The sequence below is a fragment of the Klebsiella sp. BIGb0407 genome, from assembly GCF_024807845.1.
Lineage (GTDB): Bacteria > Pseudomonadota > Gammaproteobacteria > Enterobacterales > Enterobacteriaceae > JGM124.
The window spans coordinates 479,163-502,630 of the sequence record NZ_JANUEQ010000003.1 but is presented as its reverse complement, the minus strand read 5'-3'; the positions used below and the strand labels follow the sequence as shown (position 1 = coordinate 502,630).

21 protein-coding genes are annotated in these 23,468 nt (G+C 49.2%); 8 read left to right on the top strand and 13 right to left on the bottom strand.

Translation table 11 applies throughout. From position 1 onward, the window contains the following. Window positions 1–3 precede the first annotated feature (3 nt). The 3 genes from ppk1 to purM all read right to left on the bottom strand — a co-directional run bounded on the left by ppk1 (window position 4) and on the right by purM (window position 4,025). Entirely contained in the window at window positions 4–2,064 is a 2,061-nt protein-coding gene (gene ppk1, locus M2387_RS12355) for a polyphosphate kinase 1 (protein WP_259049644.1), read from the bottom strand. Window positions 2,065–2,349: 285 nt separating this feature from the next. Further along, window positions 2,350–2,988, bottom strand: a complete 639-nt coding sequence (gene purN / locus M2387_RS12350) for a phosphoribosylglycinamide formyltransferase (protein ID WP_259049642.1) — start codon at window positions 2,986–2,988, stop codon at window positions 2,350–2,352. Next, window positions 2,988–4,025, bottom strand: coding sequence for a phosphoribosylformylglycinamidine cyclo-ligase (gene purM / locus M2387_RS12345; RefSeq protein ID WP_259049640.1), 1,038 nt, complete (start codon window positions 4,023–4,025; stop codon window positions 2,988–2,990). The genes purN and purM overlap by 1 nt, the downstream gene beginning before the upstream one ends. A 219-nt stretch (window positions 4,026–4,244) precedes the next feature. On the opposite strand from purM, the gene upp reads away from it, so the two are divergent. The 3 genes from upp to M2387_RS12330 all read left to right on the top strand — a co-directional run bounded on the left by upp (window position 4,245) and on the right by M2387_RS12330 (window position 7,167). Beyond that, window positions 4,245–4,871, top strand: coding sequence for a uracil phosphoribosyltransferase (gene upp / locus M2387_RS12340; RefSeq protein ID WP_259049638.1), 627 nt, complete (start codon window positions 4,245–4,247; stop codon window positions 4,869–4,871). Window positions 4,872–4,955: 84 nt separating this feature from the next. Next, the gene (gene uraA, locus M2387_RS12335) at window positions 4,956–6,233 is read left to right on the top strand and encodes a uracil permease (RefSeq protein ID WP_259049635.1); all 1,278 of its coding nucleotides are present in this window, start codon (window positions 4,956–4,958) and stop codon (window positions 6,231–6,233) included. 232 nt (window positions 6,234–6,465) lie between these two features. Further along, window positions 6,466–7,167 (top strand): DnaA inactivator Hda, encoded by a 702-nt coding sequence (locus M2387_RS12330; RefSeq protein ID WP_259049876.1) that lies wholly within the window; start codon window positions 6,466–6,468, stop codon window positions 7,165–7,167. Between the two features lie 35 nt (window positions 7,168–7,202). Here the strand turns inward: M2387_RS12330 and M2387_RS12325 are convergent, their stop codons facing one another. Beyond that, window positions 7,203–8,363 carry a pyridoxal phosphate-dependent aminotransferase gene (locus M2387_RS12325; RefSeq protein ID WP_259049634.1) on the bottom strand — a complete coding sequence of 387 codons (1,161 nt, stop codon included), beginning with the start codon at window positions 8,361–8,363 and terminating at the stop codon, window positions 7,203–7,205. 259 nt (window positions 8,364–8,622) lie between these two features. Here M2387_RS12325 and mtnC point away from each other — a divergent pair, with 259 nt between their 5' ends. Continuing rightward, a complete protein-coding gene (gene mtnC / locus M2387_RS12320; protein WP_259049632.1) occupies window positions 8,623–9,306 on the top strand; it encodes an acireductone synthase in 684 nt (227 codons plus the stop codon). After that, window positions 9,303–9,845: a 1,2-dihydroxy-3-keto-5-methylthiopentene dioxygenase gene (locus M2387_RS12315; protein ID WP_259049630.1), complete on the top strand. Its 543-nt coding sequence runs from the start codon at window positions 9,303–9,305 to the stop codon at window positions 9,843–9,845. Before mtnC ends, M2387_RS12315 begins: the two co-directional genes overlap by 4 nt. 55 nt (window positions 9,846–9,900) lie before the next feature. On the opposite strand, the gene M2387_RS12310 is transcribed toward M2387_RS12315, so the two are convergent. From M2387_RS12310 to mtnA, 4 genes are all read right to left on the bottom strand, one after another. Then, window positions 9,901–11,286, bottom strand: coding sequence for a PepSY-associated TM helix domain-containing protein (locus M2387_RS12310; protein ID WP_259049629.1), 1,386 nt, complete (start codon window positions 11,284–11,286; stop codon window positions 9,901–9,903). An 87-nt stretch (window positions 11,287–11,373) separates the two neighbouring features. Further along, window positions 11,374–11,826: a DUF2946 domain-containing protein gene (locus M2387_RS12305; RefSeq protein ID WP_259049626.1), complete on the bottom strand. Its 453-nt coding sequence runs from the start codon at window positions 11,824–11,826 to the stop codon at window positions 11,374–11,376. Window positions 11,827–12,058: 232 nt separating this feature from the next. After that, window positions 12,059–12,226, bottom strand: coding sequence for a hypothetical protein (locus tag M2387_RS12300; protein WP_259049623.1), 168 nt, complete (start codon window positions 12,224–12,226; stop codon window positions 12,059–12,061). Between the two features lie 97 nt (window positions 12,227–12,323). After that, a complete protein-coding gene (gene mtnA / locus M2387_RS12295) occupies window positions 12,324–13,346 on the bottom strand; it encodes an S-methyl-5-thioribose-1-phosphate isomerase (protein WP_259049621.1) in 1,023 nt (340 codons plus the stop codon). A gap of 176 nt (window positions 13,347–13,522) precedes the next feature. Between mtnA and mtnK the strand changes: the two genes are divergently transcribed. Beyond that, complete coding sequence (gene mtnK, locus M2387_RS12290; RefSeq protein WP_259049620.1) at window positions 13,523–14,722, top strand: S-methyl-5-thioribose kinase; 1,200 nt, start codon at window positions 13,523–13,525, stop codon at window positions 14,720–14,722. A 35-nt stretch (window positions 14,723–14,757) separates the two neighbouring features. Here the strand turns inward: mtnK and M2387_RS12285 are convergent, their stop codons facing one another. The 4 genes from M2387_RS12285 to M2387_RS12270 all read right to left on the bottom strand — a co-directional run bounded on the left by M2387_RS12285 (window position 14,758) and on the right by M2387_RS12270 (window position 19,661). Then, complete coding sequence (locus M2387_RS12285; protein ID WP_259049618.1) at window positions 14,758–15,996, bottom strand: LVIVD repeat-containing protein; 1,239 nt, start codon at window positions 15,994–15,996, stop codon at window positions 14,758–14,760. Between the two features lie 87 nt (window positions 15,997–16,083). Beyond that, entirely contained in the window at window positions 16,084–17,148 is a 1,065-nt protein-coding gene (locus M2387_RS12280; protein ID WP_259049616.1) for a sugar ABC transporter substrate-binding protein, read from the bottom strand. Between the two features lie 12 nt (window positions 17,149–17,160). Next, window positions 17,161–18,159 carry an ABC transporter permease gene (locus M2387_RS12275; protein ID WP_259049614.1) on the bottom strand — a complete coding sequence of 333 codons (999 nt, stop codon included), beginning with the start codon at window positions 18,157–18,159 and terminating at the stop codon, window positions 17,161–17,163. Then, complete coding sequence (locus M2387_RS12270; RefSeq protein WP_259049612.1) at window positions 18,156–19,661, bottom strand: sugar ABC transporter ATP-binding protein; 1,506 nt, start codon at window positions 19,659–19,661, stop codon at window positions 18,156–18,158. Before M2387_RS12270 ends, M2387_RS12275 begins: the two co-directional genes overlap by 4 nt. 175 nt (window positions 19,662–19,836) lie before the next feature. Between M2387_RS12270 and M2387_RS12265 the strand changes: the two genes are divergently transcribed. Both M2387_RS12265 and M2387_RS12260 read left to right on the top strand, forming a co-directional pair. After that, window positions 19,837–20,919 (top strand): oxidoreductase, encoded by a 1,083-nt coding sequence (locus M2387_RS12265; RefSeq protein ID WP_259049610.1) that lies wholly within the window; start codon window positions 19,837–19,839, stop codon window positions 20,917–20,919. A 114-nt stretch (window positions 20,920–21,033) separates the two neighbouring features. Next, on the top strand, window positions 21,034–22,029 hold the full coding sequence (locus M2387_RS12260; protein WP_259049609.1) for a LacI family DNA-binding transcriptional regulator: 996 nt from the start codon (window positions 21,034–21,036) through the stop codon (window positions 22,027–22,029). On the opposite strand, the gene M2387_RS12255 is transcribed toward M2387_RS12260, so the two are convergent. Next, window positions 22,021–23,466: a glycoside hydrolase family 32 protein gene (locus tag M2387_RS12255; RefSeq protein ID WP_409039852.1), complete on the bottom strand. Its 1,446-nt coding sequence runs from the start codon at window positions 23,464–23,466 to the stop codon at window positions 22,021–22,023. The two genes, M2387_RS12260 and M2387_RS12255, sit on opposite strands and share 9 nt — an antisense overlap. Between the last annotated feature and the right edge of the window lie 2 nt (window positions 23,467–23,468).

Sequence of the window (23,468 nt, the reverse complement as noted above, 5' to 3'; positions counted from 1 at the left end):
ACGTTATTCAGGTTGTTCCAGAGATTTAAGGTAATCGTAAATCGCTAATTGAGAACGTACTTTACGGCGGTTGCCGCGCGGTACATAGCGATTACTCAGTTCTTTATCAACGATGCGTGCTTTCACCGTATCACTAAACAGAATATCCATGATATCCAGCATCTGCTTTTTCAGTCGTGGATCGAGGACCGGAACAGCAACCTCTATACGATAGTCAATATTACGCGTCATCCAGTCAGCAGAAGAAAGGAAGACGTTTTTATCGCCACCGTTTTCAAAGATATAGACTCGGTCATGTTCGAGGAAACGGTCAACAATACTAATAACACTGATATTATCACTGACACCGCTCAGCTCAGGAATTAATGAGCACATTCCTCGGATCAGGAGGTTAATCTTCACTCCTGCAGTTGATGCTGCATACAGTCTGTCTACCAGGCCGTTATCGACCAGATTATTGAGTTTAAGCGTAATTCCGGCTGGTTGTCCATTCTGCGCATTGGTAATTTCGCGATCAATCATATCATAGAGAAGACGACGTGAATTTTGCGGCGAAACAAGCAAATGGTCAAAGGTTACCGGGCGATAAGGATTTTCTATGAAGTTGAATACTCGACGAACTTCGTTGGTAATACGTGAATCTGCGGTGAGTAACGAATAGTCGGTATAAATTCGCGCTGTTTTTTCGTTAAAGTTACCGGTACCGATGTGCGCGTAGCGTACAATCTCGTCACCTTCCATACGCGAAATAAGAAACAGCTTGGCATGAATCTTCAGACCTGGAGCGGAGAAGATAACGTGTACCCCGGCTTCTGTCAGGCGTTTGGCCCAGTGAATATTCGCCGCTTCGTCAAAGCGTGCCTGTAACTCTACCACTACCGTAACTTTTTTCCCGTTATGGGCGGCGTGGATAATGGACTCGATAATGCGTGAGTCTTTTGCTACCCGGTAGATGTTAATTTTAATCGCTAACACGCTAGGATCGAAAGAGGCCTGGCGTAGTAGTTCCAGTACGTGTTCAAACGTATGGTAGGGGTAGTAAAGCAATACATCACGCTCCCGAATAGCATCAAAGCCATTACGGAAATGATCGAACCAAGTATGACGTAGCCGTGGTAACGGTTTGTTTACCAGATTAGCCTTGCCCACATTCGGGAAACCAATGAAATCTTTAAAATTATGATAACGACCACCAGGGATGATGGAATCATAATTTGAGATGGTCAGTTTTTCGCACAGTAGTTCAACCAGAGCTTTTGGCATATCACGCTGATAAACAAAACGCACCGGTTCAGCAGTTAAACGCTGCTTCAGACTTGAAGACATCAGCTCCAGCAGACTGGATTCCATTTCGGTCACCAAGTCGTATTCAGCATCACGGGTCATTTTCATTGAATACGCATTCAGCGAATCATAATCAAAGAACCCTTTAAAGATATCATCAAGGCAGTAACGTAAAATGTTATCAAGCAAAATCATTGGCTTGCGACGGCGTGGGGCTTCCGGCGGCAAGTTAACAAAACGCGGAACTTTATCTGACGGAATTTCGAGTAAAGCGTAACGAATATCTTCGCCGTGCATAATTTCAACGGCCAGATAGGTGTAGTCATCTTTCAGAAACTGCACCAAGTCAGTGTCACGATTGATCAGAATAGGGGTGATATAAGGACGTAATTGATGTTTGAAGAAGCTGCGTAACCATGATTGCTGGTTGAGCGATAACTGACGTTCATTGATCAGGAAAATCTGGTTACGCGCCATTTCCAGCAACAGATCGTTATACAGGCCGTCAAACTCCTGGTCAGCTTTAAGTACGCGAGCCTGAATTTTATTCAGCAAATGGCGTTGATTAGACGACAATCCTTGCTCTTCACTAATCAATATCCGTCGTTTTAACTCAGCAAATCGTACTTTGTAGAACTCATCGAGGTTATTGGAATAGATGCCGAGAAAGCGCATTCGTTCGATAAGCGGATTGGTTTTATCTGCCGCTTCCTGCAGAACACGTTCGTTAAAGGTTAACCAACTCAGCTCTTTTTCGATATACAACTTATCCTGACCCATTAGTCCTCACATTCTCTTACGTAGAGACGACAATATTGTCATCGTCACGTTACTTATTATGGCGAGCTTTCAAAAAAAATGTCCAACTTCATTAATTAAAGTATCTGACAGAATTATGACAGTAAGATGAGAAAAAAGTAAAAAAATGAATTTTTTTAATAGATTGAAAGCTTTGGTGAGTAAGAGGGAGGGGGGCAACAGTGAAAATAAATTTATTAGTTAGCAATACTGGGTAGCCGAGATTTTTAACCCCCGGCAAGGGGGGTTAAAAAGAGAACAGACGCATCAGTCGGCAGCGTGACCTTGCGGTGGAAGACGCACATTATCGAGCCATGCGGCGTTATCCCGCATCGCTAAGCGACCATCGACAAACCAGCTAACCACTAAGGGATAAATCGCGTGCTCCTGATGCTGAACGCGGGCAAAAATGTCGCTTTCTTCATCTTCAGGAAATACCGGGATTTTAGCCTGCAGAATAATCGGCCCGCCATCCAGCTCCTCAGTGACAAAATGCACTGAAGTGCCGTGTTCCTGGTCGCCATTCTCTAGTACCTGTTGATGGGTATGCAGCCCGGGATATTTCGGTAACAAGGACGGATGAATATTTAACAGCCGTCCACTGTAGTGCGTAACAAAAACCGGGCTCAAAATACGCATATATCCTGCCAGAACCACGAGGTCAGGATCCCAGGCGTCAATTTCAGTGATGAGCTGATTATCAAATGCTTCACGGGTTGCGTAGTCACGAGGCTGTAATGAAAAAGCCGGGATACCGGCATCACGCGCTCGCTCAAGACCAAAAACATCGGCCTTATTACTGAACACCGCGCGAATGGTGCCGTTAATCTTCTGTTGCTCACAGGCGTCAATAATTGCCTGTAGATTAGATCCACTACCGGATACCAGCACCACAATATTTTTCATTACTCAATAACCACACGTTCTTCGCTACTTGATGCCTTGATGATACCGATTTTCCAGGCTTTTTCACCTTTAGCAGTCATCAGCTCAACCGCTTTATCAGCTTCTGTTGCTGGTAGCGCGATAATCATTCCGACACCGCAGTTAAAGGTACGGTACATTTCGTGACGGCTGATATTACCCGCCTGCTGCAGCCAACCAAAGACTGCAGGCCACTGCCAGGAAGACTCACTGATAACGGCCTGGGTGTTGTCTGGCAGTACGCGAGGAATATTTTCCCAGAAACCACCGCCAGTCAGGTGAGCAATAGCGTGAACATCAACCTGCGTAATCAGTTCAAGAATATTTTTAACGTAAATGCGGGTCGGCTCCAGCAGATGGTCCGCCAGTGGCTTGCCTTCCAGATCTGTGGTCAGCGGGTCTGCGCCACTTACTTCCAGCACTTTACGTACTAATGAGTAACCGTTGGAGTGCGGACCGCTGGAACCGAGGGCAATCAGTACATCGCCATCGGCAACTTTAGAACCGTCAATAATTTCTGATTTTTCAACCACGCCGACGCAGAAACCAGCGACATCGTAGTCTTCGCCGTGGTACATGCCTGGCATTTCAGCGGTTTCACCGCCGACCAGCGCGCAGCCTGATTGCAGACAGCCTTCAGCGATACCGGTAATAACGCTAGAGGCCGTATCGACATCCAGCTTGCCGGTGGCGTAGTAGTCGAGGAAGAACAGCGGCTCTGCACCCTGAACCACGAGGTCGTTGACACACATGGCAACCAGGTCAATACCAATCGCATCGTGACGTTTTAAGTCCATTGCCAGACGCAGTTTAGTGCCGACGCCGTCGGTGCCTGAAACCAGAATGGGTTCACGGTATTTCTGTGGCAGTGCACATAGCGCACCAAAACCGCCCAAACCCCCCATCACTTCAGGACGGCGTGTTTTTTTAACCACGCCTTTAATTCTGTCGACCAGAGCGTTACCAGCATCAATATCTACACCGGCATCTTTATAGCTGAGAGAGGTTTTATCGGTCACTGCGCGTTCCCCGTGGGTGGTATGAAATGAAAACGCGGCAATTCTAACAGTGGAAGCAAACGTTTGCGAGCCTCTTATTGATGGCTGGTGTATTATTGTTCAATCTCGACTATTCTGAATGATTAACCAGAACCTGATGCAATACATGTAGCACAACCGTCAAAAAGCGGTATAATCCGGCGATTTTTTTTATGCCAGACTATCTCGGGGAGAAAGAGTATGAAGATCGTGGAAGTGAAACACCCACTCGTCAAACATAAGTTAGGCCTGATGCGTGAGAATGACATCAGTACTAAGCGCTTTCGTGAACTCGCCTCAGAAGTCGGCAGTTTGCTGACTTATGAAGCTACTGCGGATTTACTAACAGAAACCGTGACTATTGACGGTTGGAACGGTCCGGTTGAGATAGAACAGATCAAGGGTAAGAAAATTACCGTTGTGCCTATTCTGCGTGCTGGTCTTGGCATGATGGAAGGCGTGCTGGAAAATGTCCCAAGTGCACGTATCAGCGTTGTCGGCATTTACCGTGATGAAGAAACGCTCAAGCCTGTTCCTTACTTCCAGAAGCTGGTTTCTAATATAGAAGAGCGTATGGCATTGGTCGTTGACCCGATGCTCGCTACCGGTGGCTCAATGATAGCCACTATTGATCTGTTGAAAAAAGCAGGTTGCGTCAGTATCAAGGTCCTGGTGCTGGTTGCCGCACCGGAAGGTATTGAAGCGCTGGAGAAAGCGCATCCGGATGTTGAGCTCTATACCGCATCGATTGACCAAGGGTTAAACGAACACGGATACATCATCCCTGGCCTCGGTGACGCAGGCGATAAGATATTTGGTACCAAGTAATTCAATAAGCCGACTGAGAAGTCGGCTTTTTTTTGATTTTTATAACAACAATACACGTCATAATAATACTTAGAGGAAAGCATCATGGCCCGCCGCGCTATCGGGGTAAGTGAAAGACCACCATTATTGCAAACGATTCCGTTGAGTCTTCAGCATCTGTTTGCGATGTTTGGGGCAACCGTTCTGGTTCCCATTCTGTTTCAGATAAACCCAGCTACAGTTCTGCTGTTTAACGGTATTGGTACTCTGCTGTACTTATTTATTTGTAAGGGCAAAATACCCGCTTATCTGGGGTCGAGCTTTGCCTTTATTTCCCCGGTACTGTTACTGCTACCACTCGGATATGAAGTCGCTCTTGGCGGCTTTATTATGTGTGGGGTATTGTTTTGTCTGGTGTCGCTTATCGTTAAAGTTGCCGGTACCGGCTGGCTGACCGTGATGTTCCCACCTGCGGCAATGGGCGCTATTGTTGCTGTTATCGGCCTGGAACTGGCAGGCGTCGCGGCAAATATGGCGGGATTATTACCCGCTGATGGTGTCGCCCCTGATGGCACGACCATTTTTATCTCGCTGGTAACCCTTAGCGTTACGGTATTAGGGTCGGTATTATTCCGTGGCTTTATGGCTATTATTCCGATTCTTATCGGAGTCCTGGTCGGCTACGCGCTCTCTTTTGGGATGGGCATAGTTGATACCACGGCAATCCGTGACGCTCACTGGTTTGCTCTTCCAACCTTCTATACGCCACGCTTTGAATGGTTTGCTGTTTTCACTATTTTACCCGCCGCCCTGGTGGTTATTGCTGAGCACGTCGGGCATCTGGTCGTCACGGCGAATATCGTTAAAAAGGACTTACTCCATAACCCTGGCCTGCATCGCTCTATGTTTGCCAACGGCATTTCAACCGTGTTCTCCGGGTTCTTTGGTTCAACGCCGAACACCACTTATGGTGAAAATATTGGTGTCATGGCCATCACGCGCGTTTACTCAACCTGGGTTATCGGCGGTGCGGCGATTTTCGCTATCCTGCTTTCCTGTATTGGTAAACTGGCAGCAGCGATTCAGGTTATCCCGGTTCCAGTGATGGGAGGCGTTTCGCTCTTGTTGTATGGAGTAATAGGCGCTTCGGGTATCCGGGTTTTAATTGAGTCTAAAGTTGATTTCAGTAAGGCCAAAAACCTGATCCTGACTTCAATTATCCTGATTATTGGGGTCAGTGGCGCTAAAATACACATTGGCGCAGCAGAGCTGAAAGGCATGGCGCTGGCAACAATTGTTGGGGTTATTCTTAGCTTACTGTTCCACGTAATTAGTCTGGTTATTCCGGAAGAAGAAGTGCTCGATGCGCATGATGTCGACTAATACGTTGCTCTGACACTGAATGATGATAAAGGCTCGTAAACTTACGAGCCTTTATACGTAAACCGAACGGTAAAATCAGATGATTGCCCTGAACTTTCCCTTCCTCGAATAAAGCGCTGACATTTTTTCTTCAGCAGTAGAATCTACCTCATATTGTGTTACGTGCTTCGAAAACGCCTGGATTCTGTGGTAGACTGTTGCGGATTTTCTGCCGATTATGGTTGAGGTAATTCTGAATACGCCAGCGCAGCTTTCGCTGCCACTTTATTTGCCTGATGACGAAACCTTTGCCAGTTTCTGGCCGGGTGATAATCCTTCTTTATTAGCCGCGCTTCATGCGGTGCTTCGTCAGGAGCACAGCGGGTATATCTATTTTTGGTCGCGGGAAGGGGCAGGTCGTAGTCATTTATTACACGCTGCTTGTGCAGAACTCTCTCAGCGGGGTGATGCAGTAGGCTATGTTCCGCTGGATAAGCGCACCTGGTTTGTACCTGAAGTGCTTGATGGTATGGAACAGCTTTCGCTGGTGTGCATCGACAATATCGAATGTATTGCCGGAGATGACCTGTGGGAAATGGCTATTTTTAATCTCTATAATCGTATTCTGGAGTCCGGTAAAACCCGGCTACTGATAACCGGTGACAGGCCACCTCGCCAGCTTAATCTGCAGCTACCCGATCTTGCTTCCCGTCTGGACTGGGGGCAAATCTACAAATTACTGCCTTTGTCGGACAACGATAAACTTCAGGCACTTCAGTCCAGAGCCAAACTGCGTGGATTTGAGTTACCCGAAGATGTTGGCCGTTTTCTGCTTAAACGGTTAGACCGGGAAATGCGTACCCTGTTTACTACGCTCAATCAGCTCGATCATGCATCGATCACCGCCCAGCGAAAACTCACTATTCCTTTTGTGAAAGATATTCTCGGACTCTGATCCTCCCCATCGTTTTGCGACAGGGAGCGACCTGATTACAAGGTGCGTAATCTCTCTGCTGCTGCGTCCAGCGTGGCTTCCTGCTTGGCAAAACATAAGCGAATCAGTTTATGGGGAAATTCGCCCTCACAAAAAACTGACAGAGGGATAGCCGCAACGCCGACTTCTTTGGTCAGCCACTGGCAAAAGCTCACATCATCCTTATCAGAAATGGCACTGTAATCCGCTAACAGGAAGTAGGTTCCTTCGCATGGCAGAAGCTTTAAACGGCTATCAGCCAGTGCGTTGATAAAACGATCCCGGCGGGCACGGTAAAACTCCGGCAATTCAAGGTAATGCTCCGGGTGTTCGCGTAGCATATCGGCGATAGCTAACTGAGCCGGAGTATTGACGGAAAACGTCAGATACTGGTGTACTTTACGCAGCTCTGCACTCAGTGCAACAGGGGCCACGCAGTAACCTACTTTCCAGCCCGTCATATGGAAGGTTTTACCGAAAGATGACACGGCAATAGCCCGTTCGCGCAGTTCAGGATGGGCGAGCACACTGGCATGTCCCTCGTCATCAAAACAGATATGTTCGTAGACTTCGTCACTCAGCACATAAATCTCTTGCCCAGCAATCGCCTGCCATAAAGCGGCAAAATCACTTTTCTGCCAGACGGTAGCGGAAGGATTATGAGGCGTATTGATAATCACCAGACGAGTGCGCGGGCTCAGCAGTTCGCTAAATGCCTGCCAGTCGACGCGAAAATGGGGCGGACTCAGGGTTATGCGTTTCATAATCCCGCCCGATAATGCGACTGCCGGAGCATAGCTGTCATAACTTGGATCGAAACAAATAACCTCATCACCAGGACGAACCAATGCGGTAATGGCTGCATAGAGTGCTTCTGTGGCACCTGCGGTCACGGTGACTTCACTATTCGCATCAGGCAGATAACCATAGAGTGCTGCCGTTTTTTCTGCAATCGCTTCGCGCAACGGTTGCACGCCCGTCATCGGAGCATACTGGTTGGCTCCCTGACTGACATGCCAGGCCAGGCGTTGCTGCAGAAACTCAGGGCCATCAAAATCAGGAAAACCCTGGGAAAGGTTAATCGCCTGATACTGCTGCGCCAGCATACTCATTTGGGTAAAAATAGTGGTTCCGAGCGCCGGTAATTTACTTTCAGGCGCGAAAGATGAATGACTCATGATGTGAAGACCTTACAGGGAGTTCATAGATATCTGGATGTTAGCAAAACTATAACATGATGTTATCTGGCATTTCGCCAGAAAGCTGTCGGGAGGGGTGTTTGCTCAGGTTTAGGATGTGCAATTTATTGATAGTGAAGGCGTCACTCTTGCTGCTCTGGCAACCAAGTACGATTAAATGTCTGTTAAAGAAACAAGACTTTCTGTCGGGCTTTTGATAAAACAAGGTAAAAAGTTAATGTAGCCTGCTGGAGACACTATGATTCGCGCGATTGTTACGGATATTGAAGGCACCACCACGGATATTCGCTTTGTTCACAATGTATTATTTCCCTATGCCCGTGAAAGACTGGCCGATTTTGTCCGTGAGAATCAGAACGATATCCAGGATATTTTAGATAACTTACGTGCTGAAATCGGCGAACCGCAGGCGGATATTGAACGGCTGATTGAAGTGTTGTTTGGATTTATGGACGAAGATCGTAAATCGACCTCACTGAAGGCATTGCAGGGCTTTATCTGGCGTCAGGGTTATGAGAAGGGTGACTTTACCGGTCATCTCTATGCTGATGTGCTGCCTGCACTCAAGAGCTGGAAACAGCAGGGCGTTGGGTTATACATCTACTCTTCAGGTTCTGTTGCATCGCAAAAATTGTTAGTCGGCTACAGCGACGCGGGTGATATCACTGATTTATTCAGCGGTTATTTTGATACCCATGTTGGTGCCAAGCGCGAAGTGCAGTCATATCGTAATATTGCTGAACAAATCGGCCTGCCGCCAGAGTCGCTGCTGTTCCTGTCTGATATTTATCAGGAACTGGATGCCGCGGAAGAGGCCGGCTGGCATACTTTGCAGCTAGTCCGTGGGGAGCCTGATGACGTCAGCCATCATCAGCAAGTAAAAGGTTTTGATAACATCAATCTGGAGTCGATTTCTTCATGAGTGCATTAACCATTTTTACCGATACTGAAGCCAATGAGCCTGTCTGGCACAGTACTGATGCTGAGGCTATTCGTGAGCAACTGAATGCCAAAGAAGTGCGTTTTGAACGCTGGGAGGCCAATCAGGATTTAGGTCAGGATCCTGCTCCCCAAACAGTGATTCAGGCTTATCAGCATGCGATTGATAAGCTGGTGGAAGAAAAAGGCTATCAGAGCTGGGATGTGATCAGCATGCGCGCTGACAACCCGCAAAAAGATGTCTTCCGCACCAAGTTCCTGGCTGAACATACCCACGGCGAAGATGAAGTCCGTTTCTTTGTGGAAGGTGCCGGGCTGTTTTGTCTGCATCTTGATGGCAAGGTCTACCAGATACTGTGCGAAAAGAACGATCTGATCTCTGTTCCGGCGGGGACACCGCACTGGTTTGATATGGGCTCAGAGCCAAACTTTACCGCTATTCGTATCTTTGATAACCCGGAAGGCTGGATTGCTAACTTTACTGGTGATGCGATTTCGGATGCCTATCCGAAGCTGCCATAGCTGCAGGGTTAAGTGTTAAAAAATGGCCGCAACACCCGATGTTGCGGCCATTTTTTTAGGTTGCTAAACGACGCTTCTGTCGCTGCCAGCGTAACAGGTCAATTAAGACAAATATCAGCAGGCTGACCCCCATGACTGGCAGGCAGAATCCCAGTACCAGCGGAATTAACAGTGACAGGAACTTTAAGCCAGGAGACAGTTTTATCCAGGCTTGAATAAGGGTGCTGACTGCTTGCGGGCCGGGTGCCGCCGGGCGGCGTAGCCACCACATTCTATACCCCAGGACTATCATCAGGCAGACGCCGAGACCAAAAGCGATGAGCAGAATTTGGTTAGGCAGGCCAAACAGTAACCCCATATGAAAATCGATACCCCAGCGAGTCAGTTTCGCCGCCAGCGGATATTGCTCAAAAGAGACCTTATCGACAATCTGCATATTGTGCGGGTCGATTGAAACCACATCCACCTGTGAAGGCCAGTGTGCTTCTCTTTCGCTGACGGTCCAGGCATGATTCGCGGTTTTAGGTGCACGGATCTCAACATTGTTTGCACCGACGCCAGCCAGTCTTGCGGCGGCCAGCACATCTCCCCAGAGCGCGTTATCGGCATTCTTTGGCGCACTCTGGCTGACCGGCATTTGGTGTTCCGCATGGGGGTCATGTGCCTGATGATGGTGTGCTGCGGGTGTCTCCAGAGTGGTACGAACCTGGGGTGTCAGCCAGTTAAATGCTGCACGCATGCTGTCGATATTACCCCCGGCCCACTGAGACCAGGTCAGACCGGTGGCGGAGAACAGCAGCAAGCCTGCCAGTAAAAAGAGCCCCAGCGAAATATGAATACGACGACTGACAGCCAGAGCGCCTTTAGGCTTACGTCGCTGACGCTTAGGGCGGCTTGACCACCAGAGTAACACTCCTCCCAGCCCGGCAACCCACATCCAGGAGGCGGCAAGCTCGCTGTAATTCCGGCCAAAATCACCCAGTAGCAGGCCCCGATGGATTTGGTCTATCCACATCCTCAGAGGCAGAGAACCACTGCTGCCGTAAACGGTATGGGAACCCTGGATCTGCAAGGTATAGGGATCGACAAATACAGCCCTGGATTCAGATGCGCCAAGGTTTGCATCGACGAACTGAACTCTTGTGGTATCACCAGAGCCGGGAGCCGGACGCACTGCATAAATGGTTTCATCCTGGCCCGCATAGAGTCTGGCCGCATTGATTTGCTGTGCCAGTGATTTTGGTTCGCCCGTCGGCTGAACCCTTAGCTCATGTGCATAAAGTATTTTTTCAATCTGTATGCTGGAGACATAGAGCGCCCCGGTCAGCGCAGCGATAAAAATAAACGGACCGACAAACAGTCCAATATAAAAATGAAGTCGACGGAGAAACTCCTGCGTAGCGGCACGCGTATTCCGTTGAGTGATATTTTTTTCAGACATGGGTTATCCTGTGCAAAGCACATATATTTCGAATGTCGCAATAGCTTCCTGAATTAATCAGAAATTAATTTTAATATGAAAGAAATATCAGATAACCGGCGGGGCACGTGGCTGTGCACTACTTACGAAATAAGTGAGGGGAAAGAGACAATATATAATTAACGGCGGTGCACGGGAAGAAACCAGCAACAGCCAGATAAGCGGTGCGAAGAGCCAGAAAATCAGCGGACAATGGATCAGTAACTCACAATACCCGCAGGCAAAGTCACCCGCCATACTGCTACTACCCATCATATGATGGCCGCCGCTCTCACCGTGGTGTGCGTGATGCTCGGAGGAGGGTATTGTGTGGGTGTTATGGTTATGGTCTGCGGGCATCTCATGTGCCACAGTACCCTGCATCTGGTGAGTTTCAGGAACGGCATCCTGCCATTGAACCAGGTTTTTCGATACCTCTGGGGCAAGGAACAGCATCAGTATTGCCAGGATAGCAATAACTGCGGGTGTACTACGCTGCGACAGGCTGTACAGTGAGACCAAACTAAAAACCCAAAAAATAAATTAACTGTTGGCTATGTTAACGAATGTTTTTGGAAATATAAAATATTCTTGTCGTAAATCAGATCTTCATCTTCATTATTATGATAATGAATTAACGTTAGCCATAAATATAACAATTCGTTAATAATAATTAAACAAATCGTATTCTTCTGGTGCAGAGCGTAAATATAAGAACAGCCGTCAGGCTGTTCTTATGCGCAGAGGAGTGAATTTAACCCGCCTGATAATCTTTTTTTGGATTTTTATCTTTCTGGGCGAGTTTGTCGGCTTTGCATGTTTGAAGTTCATCCCATGCCTTCTTGCCTTTAGCGGTTGTCAGTAACTCAGCTTTAACGTCAGGCAGCGGTATGAAGTCGTAATCATCACTATTTATATTCATTTCAGCATCCTTGCGATTATGTTTGATTGGGTATTCCATTGAGTGAAAAGTAATCACAAATGATTACTTTTCACGGTTACTTAGCTGATAAAACCGATCATTCAGGCTGGAATATGCCCGCCCTGACTTGTTCAGGCGTGACGACACCGGTATCCAGCACCCAGCCACTGATAAGTTCAGCAGGGGTGACATCAAAGGCCGGGTTATAGACCTGAGCATTGGCAGGGGCCCACTGTACTGCGCCGAAGCTTCCGGCAACGCCGCTGACTTCCCGGGCCGGACGCTGTTCAATCGGAATGGCTTCACCTGACGGGCAATAGCTATCCAGCGTGGTATTGGGTGCTGCAACATAAAATGGGATCTGGTGGTAATGTGCCAGTACGGCCAGACTATAGGTACCAATTTTATTGGCTACGTCACCATTTGCAGCGATACGGTCTGCGCCGACCCAAATCGCATCCACCTGTTTTTTAGCCATCAGGCTGGCGGCCATTGAGTCACAAATTAATTGATAAGGGATCCCGAGTTCACCCAGTTCCCAGGCGGTTAATCTGCCACCTTGTAATAAGGGTCGCGTTTCATCTACCCAAACACTTTCAACCTTACCCTGGGAAAAAGCACGCTGGATAACGCCCAGTGCCGTTCCGACTCCCGCCGTTGCCAGCCCACCGGTATTACAGTGCGTCAGCAAGCGACTGCCCGGTTTAACCAGGGCTGCACCGGCATCAGCAATGTTGTTACAAAGCCGCTTATCTTCTTCCACCAGACGTAATGCTTCTTTGCTCAGCGCGCTGACAAAATCGGGCTGTGCCAGCACCTGTTTCATCTGGTCGAGATTATTCATCAGATTAACGGCGGTCGGTCTTGATGCTCGCAGGATTTCTAGTGCGCTTGCCAGCTGTTCCCGTGACTGTCCGTTTTCGGCAAGTAATGCCAGTAACAGACTGGCAGAAAGGCCAATCAGAGGCGCGCCACGAACGCTCAGGCTATGAATATGCGCGACCAGTTGTTCAACGGTATGAGCGGCCAGCCAGTTTTGTTGCTGGGGGAGGGCTTGCTGGCAGAGGATCCACAGTTGATTCTGTTTAACCTCAAGACTGGTGGTTTTTAAATTTTGCATTGATGTGGATTCCATATTGCGTTACTGCGGCATATTGTGCCAACATGCCTTCCAGATGTATAGACGTCTATACCCGTTAAATAACAGATGCGTTCGCTTGCCGCCAGCAACACCCAGGCAACTTGAAGTATTACGGGTATAAAGCACAGATGACTTTATTTATAAGAGGTTGCTCAATGTCCCAATATCGCACGTTTACTGCTGCAGATGCAGTAGCTTATGCCCAGGAGTTTGGCGGGCTGGATAATCCAGAGAGTCTGGTGGACGCGCAAGAAGTGGGGGATGGTAATCTTAATCTGGTGTTTAAAATTTTTGATACCCAGGGTGTCAGCCAGATTATTGTTAAGCAGGCGCTGCCATATGTACGTTGCGTAGGAGAGTCCTGGCCCCTGACCCTGGATCGTGCCCGTCTGGAAGCTGAAACGCTGGTTGAGCACTATAAACACAGCCCGCAGCATACGGTTAATATTCTGCATTATGATGCTGCCCTTGCGGTGATGGTGATGGAAGATCTGTCCGATCACCGAATCTGGCGCGGCGAACTGATCGGCGGTAAAGGCTATCCTCAGGCTACCGGTCAGTTGGGTGAGTATCTGGCACAAACCCTGTTCCACACCTCCGATTTCTGGCTGCATCCACATGCTAAAAAAGCGCTGGTGGCCCGCTTTATTAATCCGGAAATGTGTGAGATTACCGAAGACCTGTTCTTTAATGATCCCTACCAGCAGCATGAGCGTAATAACTATCCTGCTGCCCTGGAACAACAGGTTTCAGCCTTACGCACAGATAGCGCGTTAAAACTGGCCGTAGCCCAACTGAAACACCGTTTTCTGACCCAGGCAGAGGCACTGTTACACGGGGATATCCATAGCGGATCTATTTTTGTCGCCGAGGGCAGTCTGAAAGTGATTGATGCTGAATTTGGCTATGTCGGGCCGGTAGGTTTTGATTTGGGTACCGCGATTGGTAATTTGTTATTGAACTACTGTGCTTTACCCGGTCATTTTGGCCCGCGTGATGCGGCCAGTTACCGCGAGCAGCGTTTAGACGATATTCGCGTGCTGTGGTCTACCTTTACAGACCGTTTTATCACCCTGGCACACAACAGTACCCGTGACAGTGCGCTGGCGACACCGGGCTATGTTGAACTGTTCTTAGAGAAAGTCTGGACTGACGCGGTTGGTTTTTGCGGTACAGAGCTGATTCGTCGCAGTGTTGGCTTATCGCATGTGGCCGATCTGGAAACAATTCAGGATGAAGAGATGCGCCTGGCCTGTGTCAGCTCAGCGATAGAATTAGGTCGTTTTTTGATTTTGATTGCCGGACAGATAAATTCTGTGGACGAATTTATTGCCCGGGTTCGTCAGAAAAGCTAAGACAAGGGGCCTTCTCTGAGAGAGGGCCCTGCCTGTTAACCCAGATACTCAATAATCGACAGGCCGCCGTTATAATCGGTGCTGTAGATAATACCCTGGGCATCAACAAAGACATCACAGGACTGAATAATCTGTGGGCGTCCCGGACGCGTATCCATCATCTTCGACGGTGCGGCGGGTACCAGAGCGCCAGTTTCAACCGGGCGATAGGGGTTAGAGATATCATAGGCCCGCACCCCGGCATTCTGGTAAGTGGCAAAAATCAGCGTTGAGCTAATAAAACTGCCCGGCCTGTTTTCATGCAAATTATGCGGTCCAAAGTGCGCCCCTTTAGCAACATAATCGGTTTCATTGGGCTGCGGAAAAGTCGAAATACTGACTGGATTCGCCGGGTCACGAATATCAAACAGCCAAATCAGCTTTTCTCCATCTTCCTGGTTATCCAGCACCGCTTCGTCCAGCACTACCAGTAAATCACGGTCCGGCAGGGGCAACGCCGTATGCGTCCCGCCGCCAAATGGCGGACTCCAGTTTTTATGGCTGATAAGCTTAGGCTGGCTGCGATCGGCGATATCCAGCAAGGTTAATCCGCCGTCACGCCAGCTGGCATAGGCGGTATCACCGCTGATAATCGCATGGTGCAGGGCGTAACGTTTACCTTCCTGCCAGGAAGGAGTCTCACCCGCGGCGGTATTCATACCCGGTAGCCACCAGTTTCCGGCAACTTTCGGATTGCGAGGATCGGCGAGATCGATAGTCAGGAAAATATAATCACTGAAACCGTCGATTAAGGCAGAGACATAAGCCCAGCGTCCGCCAACGTACCAGCAACGATGAATACCAATGCCCGTTAATGACAGAAAGCTAAGTTCTTGCGGCCGATCCGGCGTTGAGATATCAAAAATACGGAGCCCGGCACTCCAGCCTTTATCGGTAACATCACTCACGGTTTCGCCGACAGAGCGCGTGTAATAGACTTTTTCATTGGCAAAACGGGTATCGGCAAACAGGTCGCGAGCATTGATAACCAGTAACAGGTCATCATGGGTTTGCAGATGAATATTCCAGGTTCCCGGAGGCGCTGGAACAAAACCTGCGGCTTTGGGGTTGCTGGGATCACGAACATCAACAATCGAAAATCCCTGGGATACCATATGACCAATATAGGCATAACCCCGATGTACCATCACCTGGACACCGTCTGGCTTTCCGCCCTGGTCACTGTGACCAATCAGGCGCATATTGTGGCTGTATTCGGGTTGTGGCAAGCCCATTACGACCTCCGTTAAATTGCGGGGAAAAAAAAGGAAATAAACTTAATTATTTCCCTTTAGTCTGATCAACAAATTGATTTTACGTTGTTATTTGTTTTTAGCTTCCAGGGTGGCAAACCATGGGGCAACAAAATCATCGGTCTGACCCCAGCCTGGAATAATTTTTGCCAGACCCGTGACGTTAACCGGTTCTGCCTGACTTACCAGCAGAGCCTGTGGGATCACGGCAGCCTTAAAGTCATAAGTATCTGGCGTCGGTTCTCCGGCAATTTTCTTTGCCAGCAGGCGCACGTTGGTGGCACCAATCAGTTTAGGATCAACCGCGACACTGACTTTCCAGGGACTGTTAGCTTCACGCATTAACTGTAAATCCTGGTTGGAAATATCAATGCTATACAGTTTAATTTCGTTACGGCCATTCTCTTGCAGCGCTTTATAAGCACCTTGAGTAAAGGCATCCCATGTGCCCCAGATCGCGTCAATTTTGCCTTTCGGGTATTTAGCCAGGATAGCGCCGACTTTATTGGCGGTATCACCTTGAACATCAGAAGAAACGGCACCAATGGATTCAAGCTCAACAATCCCTGGGTTTGCTTTTAGCAGTTCCTGATAGGCGGCCTGACGTCTGTCCATTGGCGGGAAACCGGCAACCCAGAGTTTGACGATATTCGCTTTACCATTAAAGTCCTCTACCAGCTGGCCAAAAGAGAGATTGGTTAGCGAGGCATCATCTTGTTGACTCACGGTGAGGCCCGGAATAGCGCCTTCAACTGCGGTATCAAATACGGATACCGCGATCCCGGCATCAATGGCTTTTTTAATCAGTTCAGTTGAGTAAGGGCTGCGGCCCTGGGACAGAATAATACCGTCATATTTCTGGCTGATCGCCTGATTAACAAAATCCTGGAAGCGGGCATCATCGCCGTTACTCAGAAACGTACTCACCTTAAAGCCCAGTTTTTTCCCTTGCTGAACGGCACCGGAAACAAACTGAGTGGTGTTGTCATCAGAACCGAGGTTACGAATAACCGCAATGCGAATAGGACCGTCGTGCTGAGCAATTTTATCCGGCACGGGAGCAACAACGGCAGCCCCGACGGGCAGAGCAGCAAGCAGGCTTAGTGCCAGTAGTGAAGCAGTTAATTTTTTCATCGTTATGTCCTGTTAGCGTCGTTGTTGGATATAAGTGATGGCCAGGGCTGCTGCCAGCACCAGACCTTTAATAATGTCCATGGCGTAATAAGGAACGGATAACATCACCAGCCCATTCGATAATACCCCAAGGATGATGGCACCGACTAAGGTACCCAAAGCATTTGGTTTTCCGGAACCTGCCAGAGAAAAACCAATCCAGGCTGCGGCAACCGCATCCATCAGATAACCGCCCCCGGCGTTAACCTGAGAAGAACCAATACGGGAGGCCAGTAAAATACCGCCAAGACCTGCCAGTAAAGAGGCCAGCACATAGGCGGCGACACGATAGCGGGTGGTACGGATACCTGAGAGTCTTGCAGCCTGCGGATTACCGCCAATGGCATACATTCTGCGGCCATATTTGGTGAGTGAAAGTCCAATCTGTGCCACCAGGGTGACCACCAGCATAATGATAACAATAGTGGGGACCTGGCCGAGCAATGAGAAGCTTGCCGGGATAACACCTTCAGCCATTTCGCCATCAGGCAGCATCATGTTGCTGGTAATTGAGCCACCATAGCTGTAGGTCATGGCGACCCCCTGAATAACGAAAAGGCTGGCGAGGGTGGCGAGCATATCGGGGATTTTCAGTACCACGATAAGGAAGGCATTAAACAGCCCCACCAGAGTACAGAGCAGTAAGGTGACGATAATAGCTTCGGTAGTACCGAAACCGTGCCAGACAAACAGCGAAATCACCAGCGCATTGGCCAGTGACGCGGTTGAACCGACCGATAAATCAAAACCGCCCACGGTCAGTGAGATAGAGACGCCAATTGCGATAACTGTGACTATCGCAATTGAGCGTAAAATATTGATGATATTGTTCAACTCGAGAAAACTGTCAGAAGCAATACCGAACAGGGCAATCAGCGCGACAACAGTCAGCAACATCCCCCATTTATAGAGAAACTCAAAGAACTGATGGCGGCCAGATAAAGTGGCTTTCAGGGGGGCGTTATGACTCACGCAGGTGCTCCTCCAGTGGAGTAATATAAAAGGGTTTCTTCTGTTGCCTGATGGCCATCCAGCTCTGCCACTATCTTTCCGTCCCAAAGGACGCAAATTCTGTCACACAGCCCGACCAGTTCAGCAAATTCGCCAGAGGCATAAATCACCCCTTTGCCTTGGCGTGCTAGCTGGTCGATTAAGACAAATAAATCGGTTTTGGCTTTGATATCGACGCCTTTCGTCGGTTCATCAAAAATCAGGACTTCTGCTTCGGTACGCAGCCATTTACCAATAGCGACTTTTTGCTGATTACCACCTGAAAGTCGTCTTAAGGTCTGAGCCGGGCCGAGGGTTCGAATAGCCAGGCGCTTGATCACCTCTTGTGCCCAGCCTTGCGCCTTACGGTGGTTAAAAAAGCCAAAACGTGAGAACTGGTCATCAGCGCTGACCGCCAGGTTCATGGTCAGTGATTCATCGATAAAAATACCTTCTTTACGGCGTTCTTCAGGTACCAAAACGACTCCCCGACTGACCGAGTCTGCGGGATCTTTCGGACGCCAGGGCTTGCCCTGTAATTCGCCGCTTTCCAGTTGACTCGGAGTGGCACCAAACAGGGCTTTGCACAGTTCGGTTTTACCCGCCCCAGCAAGTCCGGCAATACCGAGGATCTCGCCTTTACGGAGGCGTAATGAAATATTGCGTAGCAAGGCCTCATCATGCAGACCGGTGACTTGCAGTAGTGGAATATCAGCGACTTTAGTCCGGTGCGGGGGATAAATATCCTCCAGATGATGGCCGAGCATTTTTTCGACAATTTGCTCGCCACTCAGCTGCGCCATGGCTTCGCTACAGATAAATTTGCCATCACGCAGCACCGTCATCTGATCACAAATTTCTTTCAGCTCATGAATTCGGTGCGAAATAAAGACCACCCCGATACCCTGTTGCTGAAGGGTTCTGACCACCTTAAACAGGTGCGCGCTTTCCTGGCCGTCAAGAGGGGCCGTTGGCTCATCGAGGATCAGAAAACGACAGTGATGCGACAGGGCACGTGCCAGCAGAATTTGTTGTTTCTCGGCCAGTGAGCACTGCTCAATCCGTTTACGGATATCAATATTGACTTCCAGTGGCGCTAACGCAGCCCGAGCCTGCTGATATATCTCTCCCCAGCGATAAACATGGCCCGATTCTGCCAGCTTATCGAGCATGATATTTTCTGCCACACTCAGCCCGGGAACCAGGGCAACATCAACCTCCTGCTGAACCAGATGGATACCGGCAAGTTTGGCATCACGCGGGGTACGGATTTTGATTTCTTCGCCATTAATCAGGATCTGTCCCTGATAATGGTCATGAGCCCCGGAAAGGACCGCCATCAGCGTCGATTTACCGGCACCGTTTGCTCCTGTCAGGGCATGAATAGACCCGCCATTGAGCTGAAAGCCCACCTGAGTCAGGGCATTAAAGCCACCGAAGGCAATAGATATATCACGCATTTCAAGACGGTCAGGCGGGTTCATACTGGGATCTGCTTTTGAAATAATAAACTGATTCAAATTTTTAACGGCCTTCCTGGTTGCGTGCAATGAGTGAAAAAGCATAAGATAAAACTAAATGTTATTAGCCGTCCAGAAGTCCGGACATATATTAGAGCTAAATCGTTTCTGCGACAACAGCATGTAAAGGAAATAAATTATGTCCAGCACCGCTATCCGTGTTGTTACCGGCCCCGCTAACTATTTCTCTCATCCGGGAAGTCTTTCCCGTCTGAGTGAGTTTTATTCTGAAGAACAGCTGAGTCAGGCTGTGTGGATTTACGGTGAGCGTGCCCTGGCGGCGGCAAAATCGTTTTTACCTGCTGCTTTTAATTTACCCGGGGCGAAACATATTTTGTTTCGTGGCCACTGTAGTGAAAGCGATGTTCAGCGGCTGGTTGCCGAGGCGGGTGATAGCCAGGTAGTGATTGGGGTTGGCGGTGGGGCATTGCTGGATACTGTAAAAGCCGTTGCCAGAAGGTTGAAGGCCCCGCTGGTGGCGATTCCGACTATCGCGGCCACCTGTGCCGCCTGGACTCCGCTTTCAGTCTGGTATAACGATGCCGGACAGGCTCTGGGTTATGAAATCTTTAACGATGCTAATCATCTGGTACTGGTAGAGCCTGAAATTATTTTGCACGCCCCGGCTGAGTACTTGCTGGCGGGTATTGGCGATACGCTGGCAAAATGGTATGAAGCGGTGGTTCTTAGCCCGCAGCCTGAAAGCCTGCCGCTGACGGTACGTTTAGGGATCAGTGCCGCGCGGAGCATCCGTGACGTGCTGCTGGAAAGTAGCGAACAGGCTCTGGAGGACAGTGCAAACGGGCTGCTCAGCCAGAAATTTCTCGATGTTGTTGATGCGATTATTGCTGGTGGCGGCATGGTGGGCGGTCTGGGTGAGCGCTATACCCGTGTGGCAGCAGCGCATGCGATACATAATGGCCTGACTACCTTGCCGCAGACTGACCGTTTTCTGCATGGCACCAAAGTGGCTTACGGCATTCTGGTACAAAGTGCGCTTCTGGGTCAGGACGATGTCCTGCAACAGTTAACTCAAGCCTTTGCCCGCTTTAATCTGCCGACTAAGCTTGCGCAACTGGATGTGGATATTCATCAGACGGAACAGCTAAATCAAGTCATTGCTCGGGCATTACAGCCGGGCGAGTCGATCCATGCTTTACCGGTTGAACTTTCTCCTGAAGTATTATTGAGAGCTTTTGAGAAAGTTGAATCCTTACCATAACCCTTCGTAGTTTATCCCGACAGGCAATCTGGTGATTGAATCAGGTTGTCTGTGAGTGTTAAATCCGCAAGAAACGCGTTAATATCATGGTTTCCCTCTCTTTTCGCGGATGATATGGCTTCTTTAAAAGACGTAGCAACGATGGCTGGGGTTTCATTAATGACAGTTTCGCGGGTGATTAATCACCCCGATAATGTTAAACCCGCTACCAGAGAACGGGTGCAGCAGGCCATTGATACCCTGCATTACGTACCAGATTATTCCGCGCGAAAAATTCGCAATCAGGGAAGCAGCGCCTCAACGATAGCGATTCTGGCTCTTGATACCGCCACGACCCCTTTTTCAGTCGAAATGTTACTGGCGATTGAACAGACTGCGCGTGAATCAGGGTGGAACAGCTTTCTGATTAATATTCTCTCTGTTGATGACAGCGAGCGGGCGGTTAAGCAGCTATTATCTCAGCGACCAGACGGTATTATTTTTACCACCATGGGTTTACGCCACGTCACACTGCCTAAAGCGCTTGAAGATAAACCTGTCGTACTGGCGAACTGTGTTACTGATGATCCCGCGTTACCTTGCTATATTCCCGATGATTTTTCCGGTCAGTATGAAGCTACCCGTTATTTAATTGCTCAAGGATATCGGCGACCTCTCTGTTTCTGGCTACCGGTTGAAACCCTGGCGAGTAAAGCGCGTCGTGACGGTTTTGAACAAGCCTGGCAAGAAGCTGGGCTGAATCTGGACGATGTGCAGCAGTATCATATGACAATGGGGGATGACCACTATACCGATCTGGCTGCCTTGCTGGAGGCACATTGTGAGCAGAATCTGCCCGATTTTGATGTGCTGGTTTGTGGCAATGATCGGATTGCGTTTGTTGGTTATCAACAGTTACTGGCAAAAGGAATCAAAATTCCTCAGCAAGCCGCGGTACTGGGATATGACAATCTGATTGGTGTTGGCGAGCTCTTTTTACCGCCGCTGAGCACCGTGCAATTACCGCATCACGAACTGGGTCGTCAGGCGGCATTGCACGTGATAGAAGGGCGTCAGAGTCGCGGTATTAGCTATCTGCCTTGCCCGTTACTGAAGCGGGTTTCACTGTGAATCGCTAAGCTCCCACAACAGACCGCCCTGACAGAGCGCCCGGCCCCTGTGTGCAAACAGGGCTAACTGGCGATCGTCAGGTTGCGGGTAGATACGGCTGGTCATACAGGCTTCACCCTCGTTAACAAACACCTCGACCGAGCTATGGTCAATGAATATCCGTAGTTTCAGCTCACTTGCGGTACTGATGGCAACGCTACGTTCGCTATTGAGAGCCTCATCTGCAGAGTGGCGAGACAGCACCAGCCGTTTTTCGGCTGAATCGACATACAATTCAAGGCAACTGCCTAAGCGCAGACCATAGCGTTGTGCGTTGCTGGCAGCACAATTCCAGCTCAGTTCCAGTTCAATGGTTTTCGCCTGCTGATGAAGCTGCTGTGGCTGAATATCCAGCCAGCAAGGCGTTATCGTATAGTGCTCGGTACGCAGTGTTGCCAGTTCAGCAATAGGATTTTGCAACACTTCTCCCCGAATACCCAGAGTCAGTTCACGGGGCAGGGTCAGAGAACCCGCCCAGCCTTCCTGTTTTCCGGGCATAGGCGATTCCCACATATCCATCCAGCCCATGACTATGCGACGACCATCGGCAGCAATAAAGGATTGTGGGGCATAAAAGTCGTGGCCTCTGTCCATTTCGACAAAGTCCTGTACCGCTGTAAAATCACTGCCAGGCTGCCATTTACCCCTTAAATAACCGCTCTGGAACAGGTTAAGGTTTTCATAACCCTGAGCCTTGATACCTTGCGGGGAGAACATCAGCAGATTATCTTCGCCAAGAGGGAAGAAGTCCGGGCACTCCCACATATAGCCCATTTCAGAATCCGCTTGTGCCAGTACCCGATCTAATTGCCAGTCACGCAGCGAGCTTCCGCGATAGAGCAGAACCTGGCCGACATCGTCGAGATCTCGCGCACCGATGACCATCCACCACTCGCCGTCCTGCTGCCAGACTTTTGGATCCCGAAAATGCATGATCCCTGGCGGTGGATTAAGGATGACACCTTGCTTTTCAAAATGGATCCCGTCAAGGCTTGTCGCCAGACACTGCACCTGACGGATAGCGCTGTCATTACCACTGCCGTCCAGCCAGATATGGCCGGTATAGATAAGGGATAACACGCCATTATCATCAACCGCACTGCCAGAAAAGCAGCCGTCGATATCCCACTTATCACCCGGAGCCAGTGCTATCGGTTGTGCTGTCCAGTGCACCATATCTTCGCTTGTAGAATGTCCCCAGTGCATCGGGCCCCAGTTCTCATCAAAGGGATGATGCTGATAGAAAGCATGGTAAAGACCATTGTGATAAATCAATCCGTTAGGATCGTTCATCCAGCCAGCGGGTGGTGACAGGTGATACTGCGGGTAAAAGGTGTTACCCCGAGTCTTAATGTTCGCTTCTAAGGCAAGCTGTGCCTGGGAAAGTTGGCTTTTCATGG

Bases quoted from the DNA above. Each gene is read 5' to 3' on its own strand.
- ppk1 (WP_259049644.1), bottom strand. From the start codon at position 2,064: ATGGGTCAGGATAAGTTGTATATCGAAAAAGAGCTGAGTTGGTTAACC.
- purN (WP_259049642.1), bottom strand. From the start codon at position 2,988: ATGAAAAATATTGTGGTGCTGGTATCCGGTAGTGGATCTAATCTACAG.
- upp (WP_259049638.1), top strand. From the start codon at position 4,245: ATGAAGATCGTGGAAGTGAAACACCCACTCGTCAAACATAAGTTAGGC.
- uraA (WP_259049635.1), top strand. From the start codon at position 4,956: ATGGCCCGCCGCGCTATCGGGGTAAGTGAAAGACCACCATTATTGCAA.
- M2387_RS12325 (WP_259049634.1), bottom strand. From the start codon at position 8,363: ATGAGTCATTCATCTTTCGCGCCTGAAAGTAAATTACCGGCGCTCGGA.
- mtnC (WP_259049632.1), top strand. From the start codon at position 8,623: ATGATTCGCGCGATTGTTACGGATATTGAAGGCACCACCACGGATATT.
- M2387_RS12315 (WP_259049630.1), top strand. From the start codon at position 9,303: ATGAGTGCATTAACCATTTTTACCGATACTGAAGCCAATGAGCCTGTC.
- M2387_RS12310 (WP_259049629.1), bottom strand. From the start codon at position 11,286: ATGTCTGAAAAAAATATCACTCAACGGAATACGCGTGCCGCTACGCAG.
- M2387_RS12300 (WP_259049623.1), bottom strand. From the start codon at position 12,226: ATGAATATAAATAGTGATGATTACGACTTCATACCGCTGCCTGACGTT.
- mtnA (WP_259049621.1), bottom strand. From the start codon at position 13,346: ATGCAAAATTTAAAAACCACCAGTCTTGAGGTTAAACAGAATCAACTG.
- mtnK (WP_259049620.1), top strand. From the start codon at position 13,523: ATGTCCCAATATCGCACGTTTACTGCTGCAGATGCAGTAGCTTATGCC.
- M2387_RS12285 (WP_259049618.1), bottom strand. From the start codon at position 15,996: ATGGGCTTGCCACAACCCGAATACAGCCACAATATGCGCCTGATTGGT.
- M2387_RS12280 (WP_259049616.1), bottom strand. From the start codon at position 17,148: ATGAAAAAATTAACTGCTTCACTACTGGCACTAAGCCTGCTTGCTGCT.
- M2387_RS12270 (WP_259049612.1), bottom strand. From the start codon at position 19,661: ATGAACCCGCCTGACCGTCTTGAAATGCGTGATATATCTATTGCCTTC.
- M2387_RS12265 (WP_259049610.1), top strand. From the start codon at position 19,837: ATGTCCAGCACCGCTATCCGTGTTGTTACCGGCCCCGCTAACTATTTC.
- M2387_RS12260 (WP_259049609.1), top strand. From the start codon at position 21,034: ATGGCTTCTTTAAAAGACGTAGCAACGATGGCTGGGGTTTCATTAATG.
- M2387_RS12255 (WP_409039852.1), bottom strand. From the start codon at position 23,466: ATGAAAAGCCAACTTTCCCAGGCACAGCTTGCCTTAGAAGCGAACATT.